This window comes from Phenylobacterium glaciei (assembly GCF_016772415.1).
Classification (GTDB): Bacteria; Pseudomonadota; Alphaproteobacteria; order Caulobacterales; family Caulobacteraceae; genus Phenylobacterium; species Phenylobacterium glaciei.
This window is the reverse complement of sequence record NZ_JAGSGD010000001.1, coordinates 408191-425518: the sequence shown is the minus strand read 5'-3', so window position 1 is coordinate 425518 and position 17328 is coordinate 408191. Positions and strand designations below refer to the sequence as shown.

Here is a 17328-nt window from a genome sequence, read left to right as displayed (position 1 = left end):
GCCGTTCCGGACCGTTGCAACCGCGCCACGGTCAGAAAAATAACGTCTGCGCGCAATTGTCCGGCCGGTGCGTTCCCTGGTGTTGAACATGGTTAGCTGGAGGCCTCGACGGCTGCCGTTGCGGTACGTTCCAGCTTGCCCCAACCGACCCGGGCGCCGTGGACGGCGGTGCGGATCGACTTCAGCACCACATAGTACATCAGCTGGCGGTAGCCGAACCGCTGGGCGGGCAGCCAGATGAGGTCGCCCCAGGGCGCCCGGCGCTCCATCGCCATGCCGAGCGCGCCCGCCGACAGGTCCAGGAAGATGAAGGCCGCCCAATAGAACAGCGGGCGGGCTAGGTCGTCGGGCGACCACTGCACAGGGTGGTAGAAGGCGTCGTAGACGCCGGCGCCCACGCTCCAGACCACGGCTGCGTCCACCAGGGGCGCCACCACCGTCAGCAGAATCTGGAACAGCCAGATCTGCGGCAGGGCGATGAAGCCGAGGACCGGGCGCTTGACGTCGAACAGGCCGGCCCGGTGCTTCCACAGGCATTGCAGGGTGCCGAAGGACCAGCGGAACCGCTGCTTCAGCAGGCCCGAGACCGTCTCCGGCGCCTCGGTATAGGCCCGCGCCTCCGGATCGAACTCCACGCGCCAGCCGGCGCGCTGCACGGCGAGCGTCAGGTCCTGGTCCTCCGCCAGGGTGTCGGCGGGATAGCCGCCCAGGGCGGCGAGCGCGCTCTTGCGCCAGGCGCCCACCGCCCCGGGGACCACGGTGACCGCGCCAACGGCGGCGAGCGCCCGGCGCTCCAGGTTCTGGGCCGTGACATATTCCAGGGCCTGCCAGCGGGTGATCAGGTTGCGGCGGTTGCCGACGATGGCGTTGCCGGCGACGGCCCCCACCGTGGGATCGGCGAACCAGCGGGCCAGCTGGGCGATGGTGTCGGGCGGGAACAGGGTGTCGGCGTCCAGGGCCACGATGATCTCGCCGGCGGCCACCGCCAGGCCGCGGTTCAGGGCCTGCGCCTTGCCGCCGTTGGGGAAGCTCATGAGGGTCACGCGGGGCTCGCCCGCGAAGGCGTCGCGCACCACCTGGGCGGTGGCGTCGGCCGAGCCGTCGTCCAGCACGATGACCTCCAGGCGCGGCCATCTTGACCCTAGAATTCGCGCCACGGAGGCGGCGATCACCTTTTCCTCGTTAAAGCAGGGGATCAGGACGCTGACCGCCGGCCCGAGTTCGCCGTCGCTCATCGGCGGGGTGCGGCGCTCAATGCCGGCGCGGTGGACCAGGGCCAGGACCCCCAGCACCAGCAGGCGGGCGACACCCAGTCCGATCGCGGCCAGGAACAGTACGCGCAGGGTCATCTGCACGCCATGGAAGAAGCCGAAGCCGACGCGGTCCAGCAGCATCTCGGCCGAGGTGCGCGAGGTGGGCGGCAGGGCCTCGGACGGCGTCATGCCCGCCAGCTCGGCGACACTCACCAGCCGGTAGCCGTGGGCGCGGAGCTGGTCGATCAGCTCCGGCAGGGCCGCCACGGTGCGGCTGCGGTCGCCGCCGCTATCGTGCAGCAGGACCACCTGGCCCTGGCGCTCGGTGTCGTCCAGCCGGTCCAGGGTGCGCGAGACGATCAGCCTGGCGTCGGGCTTCTTCCAGTCGTCGGGATCGATGCGCAGGCCGACCGTCAGATAGCCCAGGGACTGGGCGATCAGCAGGGGCTCCACCTCGCTGGGGGTCGAAGGCTCGGCGTCGCCGAAGAACGGCGGACGGAACAGGCGCAGCGACTTGCCGGTCAGCGTCTCGAACAGCCGCTGGGTGGCGTTCATCTCCAGCCGCGCCTCGGTGGCGGGCACCTCGGCGATGTTGGGATGGGTCCAGGTGTGGCCGCCCACCGTCTGGCCCTCGCGCACCTCGCGCTGCACCAGGCCGGGGTACTTCTCCATGTTCTTGCCGATCACGAAGAAGGTGGCCGGCGCGTGCTTGGCCGCCAGGATGTCGAGAATCTTCGGCGTCCAGCGGGCGTCGGGGCCGTCGTCGAAGGTCAGGGCCACCAGGCCGGGCCGCGCGCCGTAGCGCTGGATCACATAGGAGGTCGGCATGACCTGGTAGTCCTCGGCGGCGATCAGGCCGCTCTGGGTGTCGACGTCGATGGTGCGCCTGCCGGCCTGGGGCGTGGCCGAGACGTGGAGCACCTCGCCCGTTCCGTCGAAATTGACGTCCTGGCCGGGGCTGAGACCCTCCAGGCCCTGGGGCGAGACCTGGCCATAGGTGTGGGGCAGCAGGCGCCAGATCCCCGGATCCTCCGACCCAAGCCGCCACAGGGCGTAGCCGAGCGGGCGATAGGGATCGGAGACCTTGAGCTGGTTGTAGAGGGTGGGCGCATCGAGGAACCAGACCGCGTGCTGGCGGCCGGCGTCGTCCTCGTAGTTGAAGTGCGGGTTCAGGGCCTCTGGATCCATGGCCACCGAGGCGCCGGCGTCGTGGGCCAGCTGGGTGGCCTCGTTGAAGGTCACGGCCTCGGCGACGCCGGGCTTGCCCCTGGCCGGCAGGGTCCAGTCATAGCCGTAGGCGCCGAGCGCCAGGATGGTGCGGGCCGGATCCAGCTCGCCCATCCGCCGCGCCACCTGGCCCTGGAACCAGGCCTGGCCGGCGGGGGGACCGGAGTCGCCTGTGCCCCAGTGCTGGTCATAGGCCATCAAAACCAGGACGTCGGTGGAGGCCTGGAGGCGCTTCAGCGGCCAGCTGTCGTCGGCGAAGGGGACTGTGACCCACAGCTCGCGGTCCAGCGGCTTGAGCGCGGCGCGGACCTCCGCCAGGAATCCGGGATAGGCCGCCGCGGCGCGGGGCGACAGGTTCTCCAGGTCGAAGACGTAGCCGGCGTAGCCGTGGGCCTTGGCGAGCGCCACGAGGTTGGCGGCCATGGCCTGGCGGGCGGCGGGGTTGAGGATCAGGGCGTCGGCCTGCGGGCCGTTCCACACCGAGTCCTGGGCGTTGTGCACCACCGGCAGCAGAGAGGGGGCCTTGCGGGCGCCCTTGATGATGGCCTCGGCCTGGGGATCGGCGGTCAGGGTCAGGCGGCCCAGGGCGCCGTCGAGCGCGAGCCACTGCGGGGCCACCACGTCGAGGTCGTTCACATGCCGCGACAGGCTTTCGCGCGAGCTCTCATCCCAGGAGACGTAGAAGCCGACGCTGAGCGGCCGGACCGGGCCCACCGCGCCGGCGTGGCGCGGATGGGGCACACGGGTCCAGGAGCGGTGGCCCTTCAGCCGATGGGCGGTCTCCACATGCAGGCCGCGCAGCATGCGCGGGTCCTTCAGGTGCAGGGCCGGCAGGATGGGCGCAAAGGCCAGGGTGGCGAAGAAGGCCGCGATGATCGCCGCCAGCAGGGCCACAGCCAGCCCCCCCGCGAGGTCCGCGCGGCGGGCGCGGCGGCCGGAGGGATCGTGGAAGATGAAGTCGGCCATGACGGACGCCTGGAGAGAGGACGCCGCTCCCTTCTGCGCCGATCATGGCCGAAGCTTGACCGACCCAAGACGCCGCATGGGAGCGCCTCAGGCGAAAAACACGTTCCACATCGTCCGGCCGGGGATGAAGGCGATGAAGCCGTTGATCACCAGGCCGCCGTAGAACAGGCCCATCATGAAGCGACGGTGGGTCTTCACCACGTGACGCCGTGCGGCGATCACCGCGATGGGCAGGGCGATCAGGGTCCAGCCGGTGAACAGGTGGATGAAGGACCAGTGGTCGCCATTGATCCCGGTGATGAAGATCGAGGACCCGGCCACCAGGGACATGGCCCCCACCCACAGCCAGCCGGCGGTGCGGTGGAAGGTGACGCCCTTGCGCAGGGTCATCAGCATCGCGCCGATCAGCAGGGCGGCGACCGCGCCGGCGATGTGCAGCTTGATCACCAGGGGCTGGGCGGCCAGTAGGGGCAGGTCGGGGGCATGCAGATGACCCTTGGCCGCCAACCGGACGATGAGGGGGGCGACGGGCGCCAGCGCCGCCAACAGGCCGATGGCCGCGATGGGCAGCACGATCGCCCGTAGGCGCTGCGCCCGGTCGAGCCCCGGCATTTGCGAAACCTGCGACATCCTTTATCTCCGCCTCTTGCGGGCCGCTTCAGCGCGGCCTGTTCCTGTCACGCTGTGTGGAGACCGTGGCCCCCATGCGCAAAGGCCGATGCGTCGGATGACGGCGCCGCTACGCCAGAGGTCGGTCCCCGCCGTTCACGCTTCGCCAGCGGACCCGGTCACCTGGGCCACAGTCGCGCGAACGCTCGCCGGATCGAGCGCCGTTGGCGGCTTCCTGGCGTTCATCGGCGCCTTTGGGACGATGGGCGCCCCCTTGATCCTGCGACTGGCCTACACCCTGCCCCTGGCCTGGATCGGCTCGGTCCTGGGTCTGCTATGCTTTCGCGGCACGGTGCGGATGCTGCCGGGCCTGAATGCCCGCCGGTGGCTGCAGGGGGTGATCTCCGCCACCGTGATGACCCCGTTCATGGGCGCGTTCGTGTGGGGATCGACCTATGTCATCACCCGCCGCGGCGCTCTGATCGATGACCTTCCGGCCTATGCCGCGGTGACCTTCGTCTGCTGTCAGGCCTTCACCGCCCTGGCCGTCGGCCTGAACCGACACGCCTATCTCATGAGCCAGACCCGCGCGCGCGACAGCGGAGACCCGACCCCACCCAAATTCCTGGAGCGGTTGCCGCTGAAGCTGCGCGGGGCCGAGGTCTGGGCGGTGGAGGCCGAGGACCACTACCTGCGCCTGCACACCTCCAAGGGACAGGACCTGATCCTGATGCGGCTGGCCGACGCCGTGGCCGAGCTGGAGGGGATCGAGGGCGCCCAGGTGCATCGCTCCTGGTGGGTGGCCCGCGACGCCGTGGCCGACGCGCGGCGCGGCGACGGTCGGGCGACCTTGAAGCTGAAGGACGGCTCAGAGGTCCCGGTCAGCCGCACCTACGCCAAGCTGATCCGCGAGGCCGGCTGGATCTAGCGCGCCCGCCTAGCCGCCTGCCACTGCTCGCGGCTCTGGCCCCAGACATCGACGGTGAGGTCCTGGTAGGGCGCCGGCATCTGCGCCTGGCGCAGGATCGTCGAACCCAGACGTTTGGCCACCGCCGCCGAGGCGGTGTTGGCCGGGTCGATGGTGTGCACCACCTCGTGCCAGTCGAAATTGTCGAAGGCCCAGTCGGTGGAGGCGATGGCCCCCTCCGTCGCATAGCCCCTGCCCCAGCGGTCGCGGACGATGCCCCAACCCACCTCGGTCCCCGGCCAGCCCTCGGGATACCAGGGGCCCAGGCGGCCGACCCAGTCGCCGGTCGCCTTCTCGATGACGCTGAACATCGAGAAGCCCGAGATGGTCCAGGCGCCGGTGACCGAGCACAGGGCCCGCCAGACCACCGAGGGGGTCTGCAGTCCGCCGATGTGCCGACTGGCCTCCTCATCGGCCATGAAGGCGCACCAGGGCTCGAAGTCCGCCGCGCTGGGCGGACGCAGGATCAGGCGTGGGGTTTCCAGGGTGGGGCCGACGGCGGTCATGGACGCCTCCTTTGCGGACGGCCGACATAGCGTCTGGCCGCCCGGCTTCGCAATGGCGGTTCAGTCACGGTTCAGGCGGGCGCCGCAACGATATGGCCGCCTCGGGGATTGCGGAGGCCAGGGACCAAGGACACGCGCCATGACCATCGAGACTCCGCCGCCGGCTTCGACCCTCGTGAGCCCACCCGCCAAATCCGTCTTCGCCAAGCCGATGCTGCTGGTGGGGGTCGCAGGCGCCTGTGTCCTGGGCCTGGCGCTCGGCCTGCTGGCCCGGCCGCAGCTGGCGCCCGACAGCCGCGCCGAAGGCTCGATGAAGCCGGTGGAGCAGGTGCAGATCCAGATCGACCGGGACGAGCCCCTGCCCGCGGTCCAGGGCGGCAAGCTGGAGCTGCTGCCGGCCGGCCTGAAGGCGCCCCGTGTCACGGTCCCCGCGCCGGACGCCGAACCGATCCCGATCAAGGATGTCGAGCCCACCCCGGCCCGGCCCCAGACCCGGGGTCCCAGCTTCGATTGCGCCGACACCGCCAGCGCCTCGGAGGAGTTGGTCTGCAACGACGCGGGCCTCGCCGCCCAGGACCGACGGCTGGCGGCCTCGTTCCGCCGGGCCCTGGAGTCCGGCGTCCCGCCCTGGCGTCTGCGCCGCCAGCAGCAGAGTTGGCTGGACGCCCGCGAGGACGCCGCGCGAAACGAACCCGGGGCGGTGGCCGACCTCTACGACCAGCGCATCCGGGAACTGGACGAGGTGGGCGGAGAGGACCGCTGAGGCGCGTCGCCGAGCTATCGCCCAACGAAAACCCCGCCCGGCCTGCGCCGAGCGGGGTGAACAAGCGCTTCTGGAAACGTCGGGCGCGAACGCCCATCCCGCCTCTTAGCCGATCATGTCCTTGACGGTGTCGCGCTCACCCACCAGTTCGTCGTTGGTCAGCGCGATCTTGCTCTTGGCGAAGTCGTCCATCTCGTAGGTGGTGATGACGTCGTAGCCGGTGGCGGTGGTCTTCACCGGCATGCCGGCCCAGACGCCGTCGGCGAAGCCGTAGCGGCCTTGGCTTTCCACGGCCACCGAGTGGATCTTGCCCGGGGTCACCAGGTCGTGGACGTGGTCGACCAGGGCGTTGGCGGCCGAGGCGGCCGAGGAGACGCCGCGGGCCTCGATGATGGCCGCGCCGCGCTTGCCGACGGCCGGCAGGAAGTCGTTCTTCAGCCAGGCTTCGTCACCGATGACGTCGGCGGCGGCCTTGCCGCCGATCTTGGCGTGGGTGAAGTCGGCGAACATGGTCGGGCTGTGGTTGCCGTAGATGAACAGGTCGGAGACCTGGCCGATGTCCACGCCGGCCTTCTTGGCCAGCTGGGCGCGGCCGCGGTTCTCATCGAGGCGGACCATGGCGGTGAAGCGGTCCTTGGGCAGGCGCTTGGCCTGGCTGGCGGCGATCATCACGTTGGTGTTGCAGGGGTTGCCCACCACGGCCACGCGGGCGTCGTCGGCGGCCACCTTATCGATGGACTGGCCCTGGGCGATGAAGATCTTGCCGTTGTCCTTCAGCAGGTCGGCCCGTTCCATACCGGGGCCACGGGGTTTGGAGCCCACCAGCAGGGCCCAATTCACGTCCTTGAAGGCCACGTCGGCCTCGCCGGTCAGGACCATGTCCTGGAGCAGCGGGAAGGCGCAGTCCTCCAGTTCCATGGCCACGCCCTTCAGGGCCTTCTGCGGGCCTTCGACCGGGATTTCCAGCAGTTGCAGGATCAGCGGCTGATCCTTGCCGAACATCTCGCCCGAGGCGATGCGGAAGAGGAGGGCGTAGCCGATGTTGCCGGCCGCGCCGGTGACCGCCACGCGGATGGGGGTCTTGGTGGTCATGGACTGCTCCGATAGCTGTTGCGGGACGGCAAGTGCGCCAGGTCGGGGGTCCCCGTAGCTCAAACCACGTCCTTGCTGCAATGCCGCACGCGGAGTTTAGGCCCTTTGCGCGGGCGTGGGCGCGTGGTCATCCTGCGCCATGTTCCAGATCGACCCCGCCTTCGTCGCCACCTCCCACGCGCTCGGCGAGCTGACACTGTGCGAGCTCCGGCTGCAGGACGACGCCCGCTATCCCTGGCTGGTGCTGATTCCCAGGGGCGTGGCCTTGCGGGAAATCGAGGACCTGATGGCGATGGAGCGGGCGCAGCTGATGGACGAGATCGTCCACGCGGGCCGGGCCTTGCGGGTTCTGGGCGAGGCCCTGGGCGTCCCGGTGGAAAAGCTGAACGTCGGCGCCCTGGGCAATGTGACGCCCCAGCTCCACGTCCATGTGGTGGGGCGCCGCCACGACGATCCGGCCTGGCCAGGCCCGGTCTGGGGACACAGCCCGGCGGAGCCCTATACATCAGACGAGTTGGCCTATGCGGTGGAGACCGCGCGGCGGGCCCTGGGGCTCTAGACCCCTGAAGTTGCAATTATGTTGAAAACCCCCGGAAGCTGAGTCTTATAGTTAAGGTTCGGATAACACCGGTCGGGGGGCTGACATGCAACGGACGATGAGACTTGGCGCCATCGCGATCGTTGCGCTGCCGTGGATTGTGGGGGCTGGCGCCGCGGTGGCTCAGTCGTCTCACTCTTCGGACCAAGAACGTTATCCAGCACAGATCGTCGTCGGAGCCGCCAACGTCGGAAGCCGGTTCACAACGCTCGCCCAGATTGGGCGCTCCAAGTCCCCGGCTGGCGTTTCGCGGGTGCCCCTGGGCCTGGCGCTCAGTGACTGCATGATCAATCCGGAATTGGTTCAGTTCGAGATTGCGTCCAGCCCGGGCGTGATCGACCCCGCAGCTGATCTTCCCGTAACCACCTTTAACGAGGGCCAGTTCGAGTGTGTCGCGCGGACTGCCCGTTTCGCGGGGTTGGCCTACCAGGCCATGGCGAACGACCGGGCGGTGAGCTCGGACATAAACGCGCTTGGGACCGCATCTTCTCTTGGCGTGGCCGTCCTTGGCGCCGGGCACGCGGCAGCCGACACCCTGCGCTTTTGGCAGGGCCTGGGAGCGATATTCCTCATCAGGGACGAACTGACCGCCACCAAGCCACGCAGCCGGCTCTACAGCATCGGGGCCCAGGCGTTGCGCGCGCAAGTCCTGCGCGCCGCCGCCTTGCAGGCCGCGACTCAAGCCCTATCGGCCACCGTGGCTGGCGGGGATGACGAGCTTAGCTTGTCGAGCAGGATTGCTGACGCGTGCGAACTCGACAGCCTCCGTGTTCTGCCGAAAGCCTACAAGGCCGACGCGGACTTTGTGCTGAACATCTCCAAGGCGATCTCCACGCTCGACAGTCGCTGCAGTGACCTGACAAACGCGGAAACCAAGTTGCATCGGGCGCAGAAGGTTTGGTCATCCAGCGAGCGCGGGGTCATCCAAAACCTCGCCACCGACATCGCAGATTTTGATGCGACCATTGCGCGCCTCGATCGCGGACTTCGGGCTCGGCCGTCAGAGACGTTGAGTGTCGTGCTACGCGCGCCGCTGAACCTTGCTTCCAACCTCGTCGGCGGAAGCGGCCCGGCGGATTACTCGGGTAGGAATCTTTCCCTCGTGGCGGCGCCCTACGATTTCGAACTGCGCAGCCTGCCAAGTCCAGGCTATGTCCAGGGCCTTGAGGTTCCCAGCCTGATCAGCCCGGGAAGCGGTGTGCCCGCGAACCTGCAGAAGCTGGGAGGCTCCGGTCAGAAGCAGGACGCCAGGAGCCTATTCACCGACCTTCAGACTCGAACCCACGACATCAACAAGCTGATCGATCAGGTGAATGACGCGATCATTGACGTGCAGATCCTGAACGCGGTGAATCGCACGTCGACGATGCGGGTCAATTTCGGAGCCGACGCCCGCCCCCTCACGATGGTCGCGCCTGGACCCTAGTTCCGCCGCAGCGTCACCGACCGGTGCTCGCCGCGTTCGTTCAGTTCCCCAGACCAGCCGCCATTGCCGTCGGCGCTGAGCAGGATGATCGACGGATCGGCGCCGGGGCGAGGGGTGATGCGGATGGTGAGTTGGCCGCCGACCCGGCTGATGACGTCGATGAAGCCCGAGGCGTCGACGGCGCCGCGGCGGCGGGGGTCGCGCCAGGCGCCCTCCAGGCTGCCGGAGCCGGTATCCACCAGCTGCAGGTCGTAGAGTTCGGTTCCTCCCGCCTTCAGACTCCAGGCGCCGTCCAGCGGCCCCTGCATCCCCTGGGCGGAATTGAAGGATGAGCGCATGCGGGCCTCGAAGTTGAGATCCGTCGCGGTCGGCGGCCCCTCCGGGGTCTTGCCGGTCTCATCGATATGGACCGGGGCGGTGAGCTGGCGGCGCGGCGCGGGCGGCACATAGGGCGGCGGCGTGTAGACCGGCGGGGTGTTGACGTAGGGCAGCGGCGCCTGGACGGCGGCCGGACGGTTGTAGACCGGCGGCGGGATATAGGCCGCCGGCGGAGGCGACGTGCTGACAGGCGGCGCGGTGGCGACCGGCGCATTGTAGATCGGCGCCTGGGCGGGGGTGGGCGCCTCCAGCGTCGGGGGCTGGACCGGCGGGGCGGTGACCGGGCCATCGGGCGCCTGGGTGGCCGGCGGCTGGCTCTGCTCCAGCAGGGCGCCGATGGGATCAACGTCCTGGGCGGCGGCCAAGCTCGGCGGCGCGGCCAGAATGAGGCCCGCGAAGGCTGCGGCGACGCGCCAGACTCTCGACACCCGGGTTTCCAAATCCTGCCTCACGCGGCGGCGATCGCCGCCGACACAGCGATCAGACGCTGCGCCTGCGCCAGATGCAACCGCTCCACCATACGTCCCTCGACTCGAAGCACGCCCTTAGACGCGTTTTCCGGCGAATCGAAGGCGGCGACAATTATGTGCGCCCAATGCACCTCGTCGGCGGCCGGAGAAAAAGCGGCGTTGGCGGTTTCGATCTGTTTCGGGTGGATCAGGGTCTTGCCGTCAAACCCGAACTCCGCCCCCTGCGCGCACTGGCGAGCCAGGCCACCCTCGTCCTCGATGCTGTTGTAGACCCCGTCCAGGATGGTCAGGCCGTGGGCCCGGGCGGCGGCGACGCTGAGTGAAAGCGGGCCCAGGAGCGGCGCGCGGTCGACGGTGAGCCGGCAGCGCATCTCCTTGGCCAGGTCGTTGGTCCCGATCACGAAGGTATCCAGGCGGCTGGTCCGCGCCGAGGCGGCGATGGCGTCCAGGGCGAAGAGGGCGGCGCAGGTCTCGATCATCACCCACAGGCGGGTGTCGCCAGTCAGCGCCTGATCGTAGGCGGCGACATCGGCAGGGCTGGAGACCTTGGGTGCCAGGATGGCGGCGGGCCGGGCGGCCGACGCGGCGGCCAGGTCGGCCGCGCCCCAGGGGGTGTCGAGGCCGTTGACCCGGATCACCACCTCGCGGCGGCCAAAGCCCCCGGCCTTCACGGCCTCGACCGCCTGCGTGCGGGCCAGGTCCTTGGCGTCCGGCGCGACAGCGTCCTCCAGGTCGAGGATCACCACGTCACAGGCCAGGTCGCGGGCCTTTTCGATGGCGCGCGCATTGGCGGCGGGCATGTAGAGGGCGCTGCGGCGCGGCCGGACGGCGATCACGGGCGGGCTCCGTTTTGCATGGGCGGGCCCTCCTCTTACGAGCTAGGATGGGGCCATGACCATTCGATACGACGAGGATGCAAAAAACGTGCTGGGCGGGGAGCTGATCCCCTGTTCGCTGGATCCCGTCACCGGCTTCTTCCGCAACGGCTGCTGCGAGACCGGGCCGGCCGACACCGGCATCCACACGGTCTGCGCGGTGATGACCGCCGATTTCCTCGAATATTCGAAGTCGATGGGCAACGACCTTTCGACGCCGGTTCCCGACTTCGCCTTCCCGGGCCTGAAGCCTGGCGACCGCTGGTGCCTGTGCGCGCCGCGCTGGAAAGAGGCGCTGGACGCCGGCGCCGCGCCGCACCTGGTGCTGGAGGCGACCCACGAGGAGACCCTGGCCATCGTGCCGCTGGGCATCCTGAAGGACTACGCGTTCAAGGCTTGAGCCTCACCGCAGCCTGTAGATCTGCTCCAGCTGGTAGCGGGAGCCGCCGCTGAGCAGCAGGCTGGAATAGAGGCCAAAGCTTTTCACTTCGAAGGGCGGGGATTTCAGCAGGGCGTTGGCCGACAGCCAGGCCACGACCTCCACGGGATCGGGCCGCTTCAGATAGGCCAGCGTCACGTGGGGCCGGTAGGCGCGGGCTTCGGCCTTGAGGCCCGAGCGTCGAGCGGCGGTCTCGCAGGCCTTGGCCAGGCGGCGTAAGGGCTCGTTTTCCTTCACCCCGGCCCAGACGGCGTGCAGCTCCGGCCCCTCGCCGAACGCGCCCACCCCCTCCAGCTCCAAGGTCATGGGGGCCGCGGCGACGCGCTCCAGTTCCAGGTGCAGGTCGTCGGCCACGTCCTCGCGCACTTCGCCGACGAACCGCAGGGTGATGTGGAAGGCCTCGGCCGGCCGCCAGTTGGCGCCGGCGATCCCGCTCTGGCGGGCCTGCAGGCCCGGGGCGAGCTCGGGCGGAACGGCGACGGCGACGAAGAGGCGGATCATATGGCGAGCCTAGAATGCCCGCCAGGAGAGGCAAGATCGCCTGACGCAAACGTAATCGAGCGCCCGCTTGCGCTTGAGCCCGCGGAACCCGATATTCCGAGGTGCGCCCACCAGGGGCGTTGCAATAGAGGGCTATGCCTCCGATGAGCGACTTCAACCGCGGCGCTGCTCGCACGATCCCCGCGGATCGCGCCGACATGTCGGTGGACGCGGGACTTCGCAGCTTCATGCTCGGCGTCTACAACAAGGTGGCCCTTGGCCTCCTGCTGTCGGCCGGCCTGGGTTACCTGACGGGGTCCTTCGCGCCGGTGCGCGACCTGATGTTCACCGTTTCCAATGGCCGGGTCGGCTATTCTATCCTGGGCATGGTGGTGGCCTTCGCCCCGCTGGCGATCATCCTGTTCGGCGCTTTCACCAAGAACGTCACCCCCAAGGCGGCGGGCATCACCTACTGGGCCGTGGTCAGCGCCATCGGCGCCTCCATGGGCGTGCTGGTGCTGCGTTATACCGGCGCCTCCATCGCCTCGACCTTCCTGCTGACGGCCACGGCTTTCGGCGCTTTGTCGCTGGTGGGTTACACCACCAAGAAGAACCTGACCGGCATGGGCAGCTTCCTGATCATGGGCCTCTGGGGCCTGATCGGCGCCATGCTGATCAACATGTTCCTGCAGAACTCGATGATGAGCCTGCTGATCAACGTGATCGGCCTGCTGATCTTCGCCGGCCTGACCGCCTACGACACCCAGAAGCTGAAGATGACCTATTACGAGCTGGGCGGCGACCAGTCGGCGATGAGCGTGGCCACCAGCTACGGCGCGCTGCAGCTGTACCTGGACTTCATCAACATGTTCCAGTTCCTGCTCGCCCTGTTCGGCAGCCGCCGCTAAGGCCTGACGCAGCAACGATCTACGAAGCCCCGGCGGGAAACCGCCGGGGTTTTTGTTTGGGCCAATCCTAGAGGGGCTAGCTAGTCCACCACCTTGAAGCGGCCCTTGTCGAAGACCCGCAGCACCTGCTCCAGGTCGTGGCCGCGCTTGAGGATCACCCCGCCCTGGCCGATGACGGCCCAGGCCCCCTGGCGCTGGGCCAGGGCGGGGCGCTTCTCGATGCGGTAGAGCGGCGCCTCGGTGGCCTTGCGGAACACCGAGAAGGAGCAGGCCTCGGTGTGGGCGTCGATGGCGTAGTCGCGCCACTCGCCGGCGGAGACCATGCGGCCATAGAGGTTGAGGATGCGCTGGAACTCGCGGCGCTCAAAGAAGACGCTCGCGACCCCGGGGGTCTGGTGGGGCTGATCCAACGCCATGCAGGCTGAGGTTAGACCCAATCGTCGCGGTTCGACAATCGCCTGCGCAGGGCTTGGCCGTGTCGCGCGCGCAACGCCCGCTCCGAAACTAAAACAACCGTAACGTCCCGCCGTGAAAAGACCTTATTCCGGCCCAGTCCCCGCCTGATGCGCCCCCGATAAAGTCACTGTCGGTTGGTCGGAACCCCGCTGGTCCCGGATCCTGAACAGCCCCCCCAGCCCCCCTGGATCGCGGGCTTCGGCCAGCCGACACTCTGCTCTCTCCAAGAGAACGAGCCCCAAGACGAGCCCGCACGGTCCCCCCCTCCACCGTGCGGGCTTCGTCGTGTCTGCAGGGTGGTTTTTGAGAGCTAGTCCTTTTGCGCCGCGGCCAGCACCCGGCCGCCGTGGGGGCTCTGGACGATCACTGCGGTGGCCAGGCCCTCGGCCGAGGCGGCGGGCATGCGATAGGCGGTGGGCCTGCCGCGCCAGGCGCCCAGGCGCTTGATCTCCACCACCACGTTGCGATGAGGCACGGTCTGGCCCTTGTTGTCGCCCTTGCGGACAGCGACGTCCTGCTCGCGCGGATCGTAGCGCACCAGCCAGACCTCGGCCCCGCCACGCGGCAGAACGCCTGAGCCGACATCCACCCGGCGCTGGCCGATGAAGGCCATGTCCGGGCCGCGCTTGCCGGCATGGGCGGCGTCGGAGACCAGCTTGTCGATCTTGTCGTCCTGCAGGCCGCCCACCTGGGCGCGGCCGTCGATGACCACCTGGGGGGTGTAGGGTTCGCGCAGGTTCAGGCGGGCCACATAGGCCTTCTGCCGCTCGCCGAAGGCCGGCTTGGCGAAGGTGTCTTCCCAGCCCAGATAGTCCCAGTAGTCCACGGAGAAGGTGAGCGCGAGCACGCCCGGCTTCTCGGCCAGCTTGCCGACATAGGCGTTGGCTTGCCCGCAGGAGGCGCACCCCTGGGCGGTATAGAGTTCGACGACCACGGGCGACTTGGCCTGCGCGCAGAGCGGCAGGGCGGAGACCAGCAGGCTGAAGAGCGCGACGTTACGCATGGGCGCGCACTTAACCGGACTTCGTTGGGGGTTGGGTTTCAACAAGGTGTGACCAGGCGACGGAACGCCGCCTGGTCGGGAACACCTTAGGCCGCCGTGCGGGCGAGGTTGCGCAGCACGTAGTTCAGCACGCCACCGTTCTTGAAGTACTCAAGCTCGGTGGGCGTATCGATCCGGCAGCGGACCGGGAAGCGCGCGATGCGGCCGTCCGACGGACGGTACATCTCGATGGTCAGCTGACGGCGCGGCGAAAGCTCGGTCAGGCCACGGATGGTGACGATCTCTTCGCCCGTCAGGTTCAGCTTCTGCCAGCCTTCCTGCAGGAACTGCAGGGGCAGGACGCCCATGCCCACCAGGTTCGAGCGGTGGATGCGCTCGAAGCTCTCGGCGATCACCGCGCGGACGCCCAGGAGCTTGGTGCCCTTGGCCGCCCAGTCGCGGGACGAGCCGGTGCCGTATTCCTTGCCGGCGAACACCACCAGCGGACGGCCTTCGCCCTGGTAGCGCATAGCGGCGTCATAGATCGCCATGACGTCGCCGGAGGGGAAGTGCTTGGTGACCCCGCCTTCGATGTCCGGGGTGATCTTGTTGCGGATCCGGATGTTGGCGAAGGTGCCGCGCATCATGATCTCGTGGTTGCCACGGCGCGCGCCGTACTGGTTGAATTCCGTGGTCGGAACCTGGCGTTCACGCAGATAGACGCCAGCCGGCGAGGTCGCCTTGATGGAGCCGGCGGGCGAGATGTGGTCGGTGGTGATCGAGTCGCCGAACACCGACAGAACCCGGGCCTCGACGATGTCGGTGACCGGGGTCGGCTCCATCTTCATGTCGCGGAAGTAGGGCGGGTTCTGCACATAGGTGGAGCCCATGTCCCAGGCGTAGGTCTGGCCGCCGGCCACCTTGATGCCCTGCCAGTTCTTGTCGCCCTTGAAGACGTCCGAATAGCGGGTGGCGAACATCTTCTGGGTGACGTGCTTGCGCTGGAGCGTCGCGATCTCTTCCGAGGTCGGCCAGATGTCCTTCAGGTAGACCGGCTTGCCGTCCTTGCCTTCGCCCAGCGGCTCGGTGGCCAGGTCGATGTTCATGGAGCCGGCCAGGGCATAGGCCACCACCAGCGGCGGCGAGGCCAGGTAGTTAGCGCGAACGTCGGGGTTCACCCGGCCTTCGAAGTTGCGGTTGCCCGAAAGCACCGAGCAGGCGACCAGGTCACCCTTTTGCACCGCGTCGGAGATGGCTTCCGGCAGCGGGCCGGAGTTGCCGATGCAGGTGGTGCAGCCGTAGCCCACCAGGTTGAAGCCGAGCGCGTCGAGGCTCTTGGTCAGGCCCGCGCTCTTCAGATAGTCGGTGACCACCTGGGAGCCGGGGGCCAGCGAGGTCTTCACCCAGGGCTTCACCTTCAGGCCCTTTTCGATGGCCTTCTTGGCCACCAGGCCCGCGGCGATCAGCACCGAGGGGTTGGAGGTGTTGGTGCAGGAGGTGATGGCCGCGATGACCACGTCGCCGTTGCCGACGTCGAACTTCTCACCCTGGACCGGGATACGCGCATTGGCGCTCTCCGGATCGGCCTTGCCGAACTCCTTGCCGAGCGCGAGCTTGAACTCGGCGGCGGCGTCGGAGAGCAGGACGCGGTCCTGGGGACGCTTGGGGCCGGCCAGGGACGGCAGGACCGAACCGAGGTCCAGGTCGAGGGTGTCGGTGAATTCGGGATCGGCGTCGCCGGGCTCGAACCACAACCCTTGCGCCTTCGCATAGGCTTCCACCAGGGCGACCCGGTGAGCGTCACGGCCGGTGGCCGAGAGGTAGTCGATGGTGGCCTTGGTCACCGGGAAGAAGCCGCAGGTGGCGCCGTATTCCGGAGCCATGTTGGCGATGGTGGCCTGGTCTTCCAGGGTCAGGCCGGCGAGGCCCGGGCCGTAGAACTCCACGAACTTGCCCACCACGCCCTTCTTGCGCAGCATCTGGGTGACGGTGAGCACCAGGTCGGTGGCGGTCGCGCCTTCCGGCATGGCGCCGGTGACGCGGAAGCCGATGACTTCCGGGATCAGCATCGGGATCGGCTGGCCCAGCATCACGGCCTCGGCCTCGATGCCGCCGACGCCCCAGCCCAGGACCGACAGGCCGTTGATCATGGTGGTGTGGCTGTCGGTGCCGACGACCGTGTCGGGATAGGCGGTGGTGGCGCCGTCCTCGTCCAGGGTCCAGACGGTCTGGGCCAGGTATTCCAGGTTCACCTGGTGGCAGATCCCGGTGCCGGGCGGCACGACGCGGAAGTTGTTGAAGGCCGAGGAGCCCCAGCGCAGGAAGCGATAGCGCTCGATGTTGCGCTCATACTCGCGCTCGACGTTCTCGCCGAAGGCCTTGGAGGTGCCGAAGTGGTCGACCATGACCGAGTGGTCGATCACCAGGTCGACGGGGTTCAGCGGGTTGATCTTCTCGGGGTTGGCGCCCAGCGCCGTCATGGCGTCGCGCATGGCGGCCAGGTCGACGACGGCGGGAACGCCGGTGAAGTCCTGCATCAGGACCCGGGCCGGACGGAAGCTGATCTCGTGCTCGACGGAGCCCTTGTTCACCAGCCAGGCGGCCAGGGCGGTTAGGTCGTCGCCGCCGACGGAGACGCCGTCTTCGTTGCGGAGCAGGTTTTCCAGCAGCACCTTCATGGAGGCCGGCAGGCGCGAAACGCCCGAAAGTCCGGCTTCCTCGGCGGCGGGAAGGCTGTAGTAGACGTAGGTCTTGTCGCCCACCGTCAGTTCGCGGCGGGTCTTCAGGCTGTCGATCGACGCCATATAAGGGATCCTTCCTCTGTTCACGGCCGCTACATCACCGCTTCGGGGATCGCGCGCTTTTCGAGGCGGACACACAGCGTCCGCCCGAGCGCCGCGTACGCCCCCCAAGGCGGCGTCGGCCGCGCGCGT

At 68.6% G+C, this 17328-nt stretch carries 16 protein-coding genes; 6 read left to right on the top strand and 10 right to left on the bottom strand.

The features are described 5' to 3' along the window. Positions 1-92: 92 nt before the first annotated feature. Together JKL49_RS02120 and JKL49_RS02115 are read right to left on the bottom strand one after the other, a co-directional pair. Complete coding sequence (locus tag JKL49_RS02120; RefSeq protein ID WP_215338007.1) at positions 93-3446, bottom strand: trifunctional glycoside hydrolase family 18/polysaccharide deacetylase/glycosyltransferase family 2 protein; 3354 nt, start codon at positions 3444-3446, stop codon at positions 93-95. Positions 3447-3533: 87 nt separating this feature from the next. Further along, a complete protein-coding gene (locus tag JKL49_RS02115) occupies positions 3534-4076 on the bottom strand; it encodes a DUF2306 domain-containing protein (protein ID WP_215338006.1) in 543 nt (180 codons plus the stop codon). Between the two features lie 253 nt (positions 4077-4329). On the opposite strand from JKL49_RS02115, the gene JKL49_RS02110 reads away from it, so the two are divergent. Continuing rightward, a complete protein-coding gene (locus tag JKL49_RS02110) occupies positions 4330-4983 on the top strand; it encodes a LytTR family DNA-binding domain-containing protein (protein WP_249778008.1) in 654 nt (217 codons plus the stop codon). On the opposite strand, the gene JKL49_RS02105 is transcribed toward JKL49_RS02110, so the two are convergent. Continuing rightward, positions 4980-5528, bottom strand: a complete 549-nt coding sequence (locus JKL49_RS02105) for a GNAT family N-acetyltransferase (RefSeq protein ID WP_215338002.1) — start codon at positions 5526-5528, stop codon at positions 4980-4982. The two genes, JKL49_RS02110 and JKL49_RS02105, sit on opposite strands and share 4 nt — an antisense overlap. Before the next feature lie 139 nt (positions 5529-5667). Here JKL49_RS02105 and JKL49_RS02100 point away from each other — a divergent pair, with 139 nt between their 5' ends. Then, the gene (locus JKL49_RS02100) at positions 5668-6291 is read left to right on the top strand and encodes a lysozyme inhibitor LprI family protein (RefSeq protein ID WP_215338000.1); all 624 of its coding nucleotides are present in this window, start codon (positions 5668-5670) and stop codon (positions 6289-6291) included. A 105-nt stretch (positions 6292-6396) separates the two neighbouring features. On the opposite strand, the gene JKL49_RS02095 is transcribed toward JKL49_RS02100, so the two are convergent. Beyond that, positions 6397-7383, bottom strand: coding sequence for a malate dehydrogenase (locus JKL49_RS02095; RefSeq protein ID WP_215337998.1), 987 nt, complete (start codon positions 7381-7383; stop codon positions 6397-6399). Positions 7384-7522: 139 nt separating this feature from the next. On the opposite strand from JKL49_RS02095, the gene JKL49_RS02090 reads away from it, so the two are divergent. Both JKL49_RS02090 and JKL49_RS02085 read left to right on the top strand, forming a co-directional pair. Continuing rightward, positions 7523-7942: an HIT domain-containing protein gene (locus JKL49_RS02090; RefSeq protein WP_215337996.1), complete on the top strand. Its 420-nt coding sequence runs from the start codon at positions 7523-7525 to the stop codon at positions 7940-7942. Positions 7943-8027: 85 nt separating this feature from the next. Continuing rightward, entirely contained in the window at positions 8028-9407 is a 1380-nt protein-coding gene (locus tag JKL49_RS02085; RefSeq protein ID WP_215337994.1) for a hypothetical protein, read from the top strand. Here the strand turns inward: JKL49_RS02085 and JKL49_RS02080 are convergent. Both JKL49_RS02080 and JKL49_RS02075 read right to left on the bottom strand, forming a co-directional pair. Continuing rightward, positions 9404-10213 carry a hypothetical protein gene (locus JKL49_RS02080; protein ID WP_215337993.1) on the bottom strand — a complete coding sequence of 270 codons (810 nt, stop codon included), beginning with the start codon at positions 10211-10213 and terminating at the stop codon, positions 9404-9406. The two genes, JKL49_RS02085 and JKL49_RS02080, sit on opposite strands and share 4 nt — an antisense overlap. Before the next feature lie 20 nt (positions 10214-10233). Beyond that, on the bottom strand, positions 10234-11091 hold the full coding sequence (locus JKL49_RS02075) for an HpcH/HpaI aldolase/citrate lyase family protein (protein ID WP_347340344.1): 858 nt from the start codon (positions 11089-11091) through the stop codon (positions 10234-10236). 55 nt (positions 11092-11146) lie between these two features. On the opposite strand from JKL49_RS02075, the gene JKL49_RS02070 reads away from it, so the two are divergent. Further along, positions 11147-11530, top strand: a complete 384-nt coding sequence (locus JKL49_RS02070) for a DUF2237 family protein (RefSeq protein WP_215337991.1) — start codon at positions 11147-11149, stop codon at positions 11528-11530. A gap of 3 nt (positions 11531-11533) precedes the next feature. On the opposite strand, the gene thpR is transcribed toward JKL49_RS02070, so the two are convergent. Continuing rightward, positions 11534-12070: an RNA 2',3'-cyclic phosphodiesterase gene (gene thpR / locus JKL49_RS02065; protein WP_215337989.1), complete on the bottom strand. Its 537-nt coding sequence runs from the start codon at positions 12068-12070 to the stop codon at positions 11534-11536. A gap of 143 nt (positions 12071-12213) precedes the next feature. On the opposite strand from thpR, the gene JKL49_RS02060 reads away from it, so the two are divergent. Continuing rightward, entirely contained in the window at positions 12214-12957 is a 744-nt protein-coding gene (locus JKL49_RS02060; protein WP_215337987.1) for a Bax inhibitor-1/YccA family protein, read from the top strand. 80 nt (positions 12958-13037) lie between these two features. Here the strand turns inward: JKL49_RS02060 and JKL49_RS02055 are convergent, their stop codons facing one another. From JKL49_RS02055 to acnA, 3 genes are all read right to left on the bottom strand, one after another. Beyond that, the gene (locus tag JKL49_RS02055) at positions 13038-13373 is read right to left on the bottom strand and encodes a DUF2794 domain-containing protein (protein WP_215337986.1); all 336 of its coding nucleotides are present in this window, start codon (positions 13371-13373) and stop codon (positions 13038-13040) included. 350 nt (positions 13374-13723) lie between these two features. Continuing rightward, positions 13724-14416 carry a DUF1223 domain-containing protein gene (locus tag JKL49_RS02050; RefSeq protein ID WP_215337984.1) on the bottom strand — a complete coding sequence of 231 codons (693 nt, stop codon included), beginning with the start codon at positions 14414-14416 and terminating at the stop codon, positions 13724-13726. An 86-nt stretch (positions 14417-14502) separates the two neighbouring features. After that, entirely contained in the window at positions 14503-17199 is a 2697-nt protein-coding gene (gene acnA, locus JKL49_RS02045; protein WP_215337982.1) for an aconitate hydratase AcnA, read from the bottom strand. Positions 17200-17328: the final 129 nt, after the last annotated feature.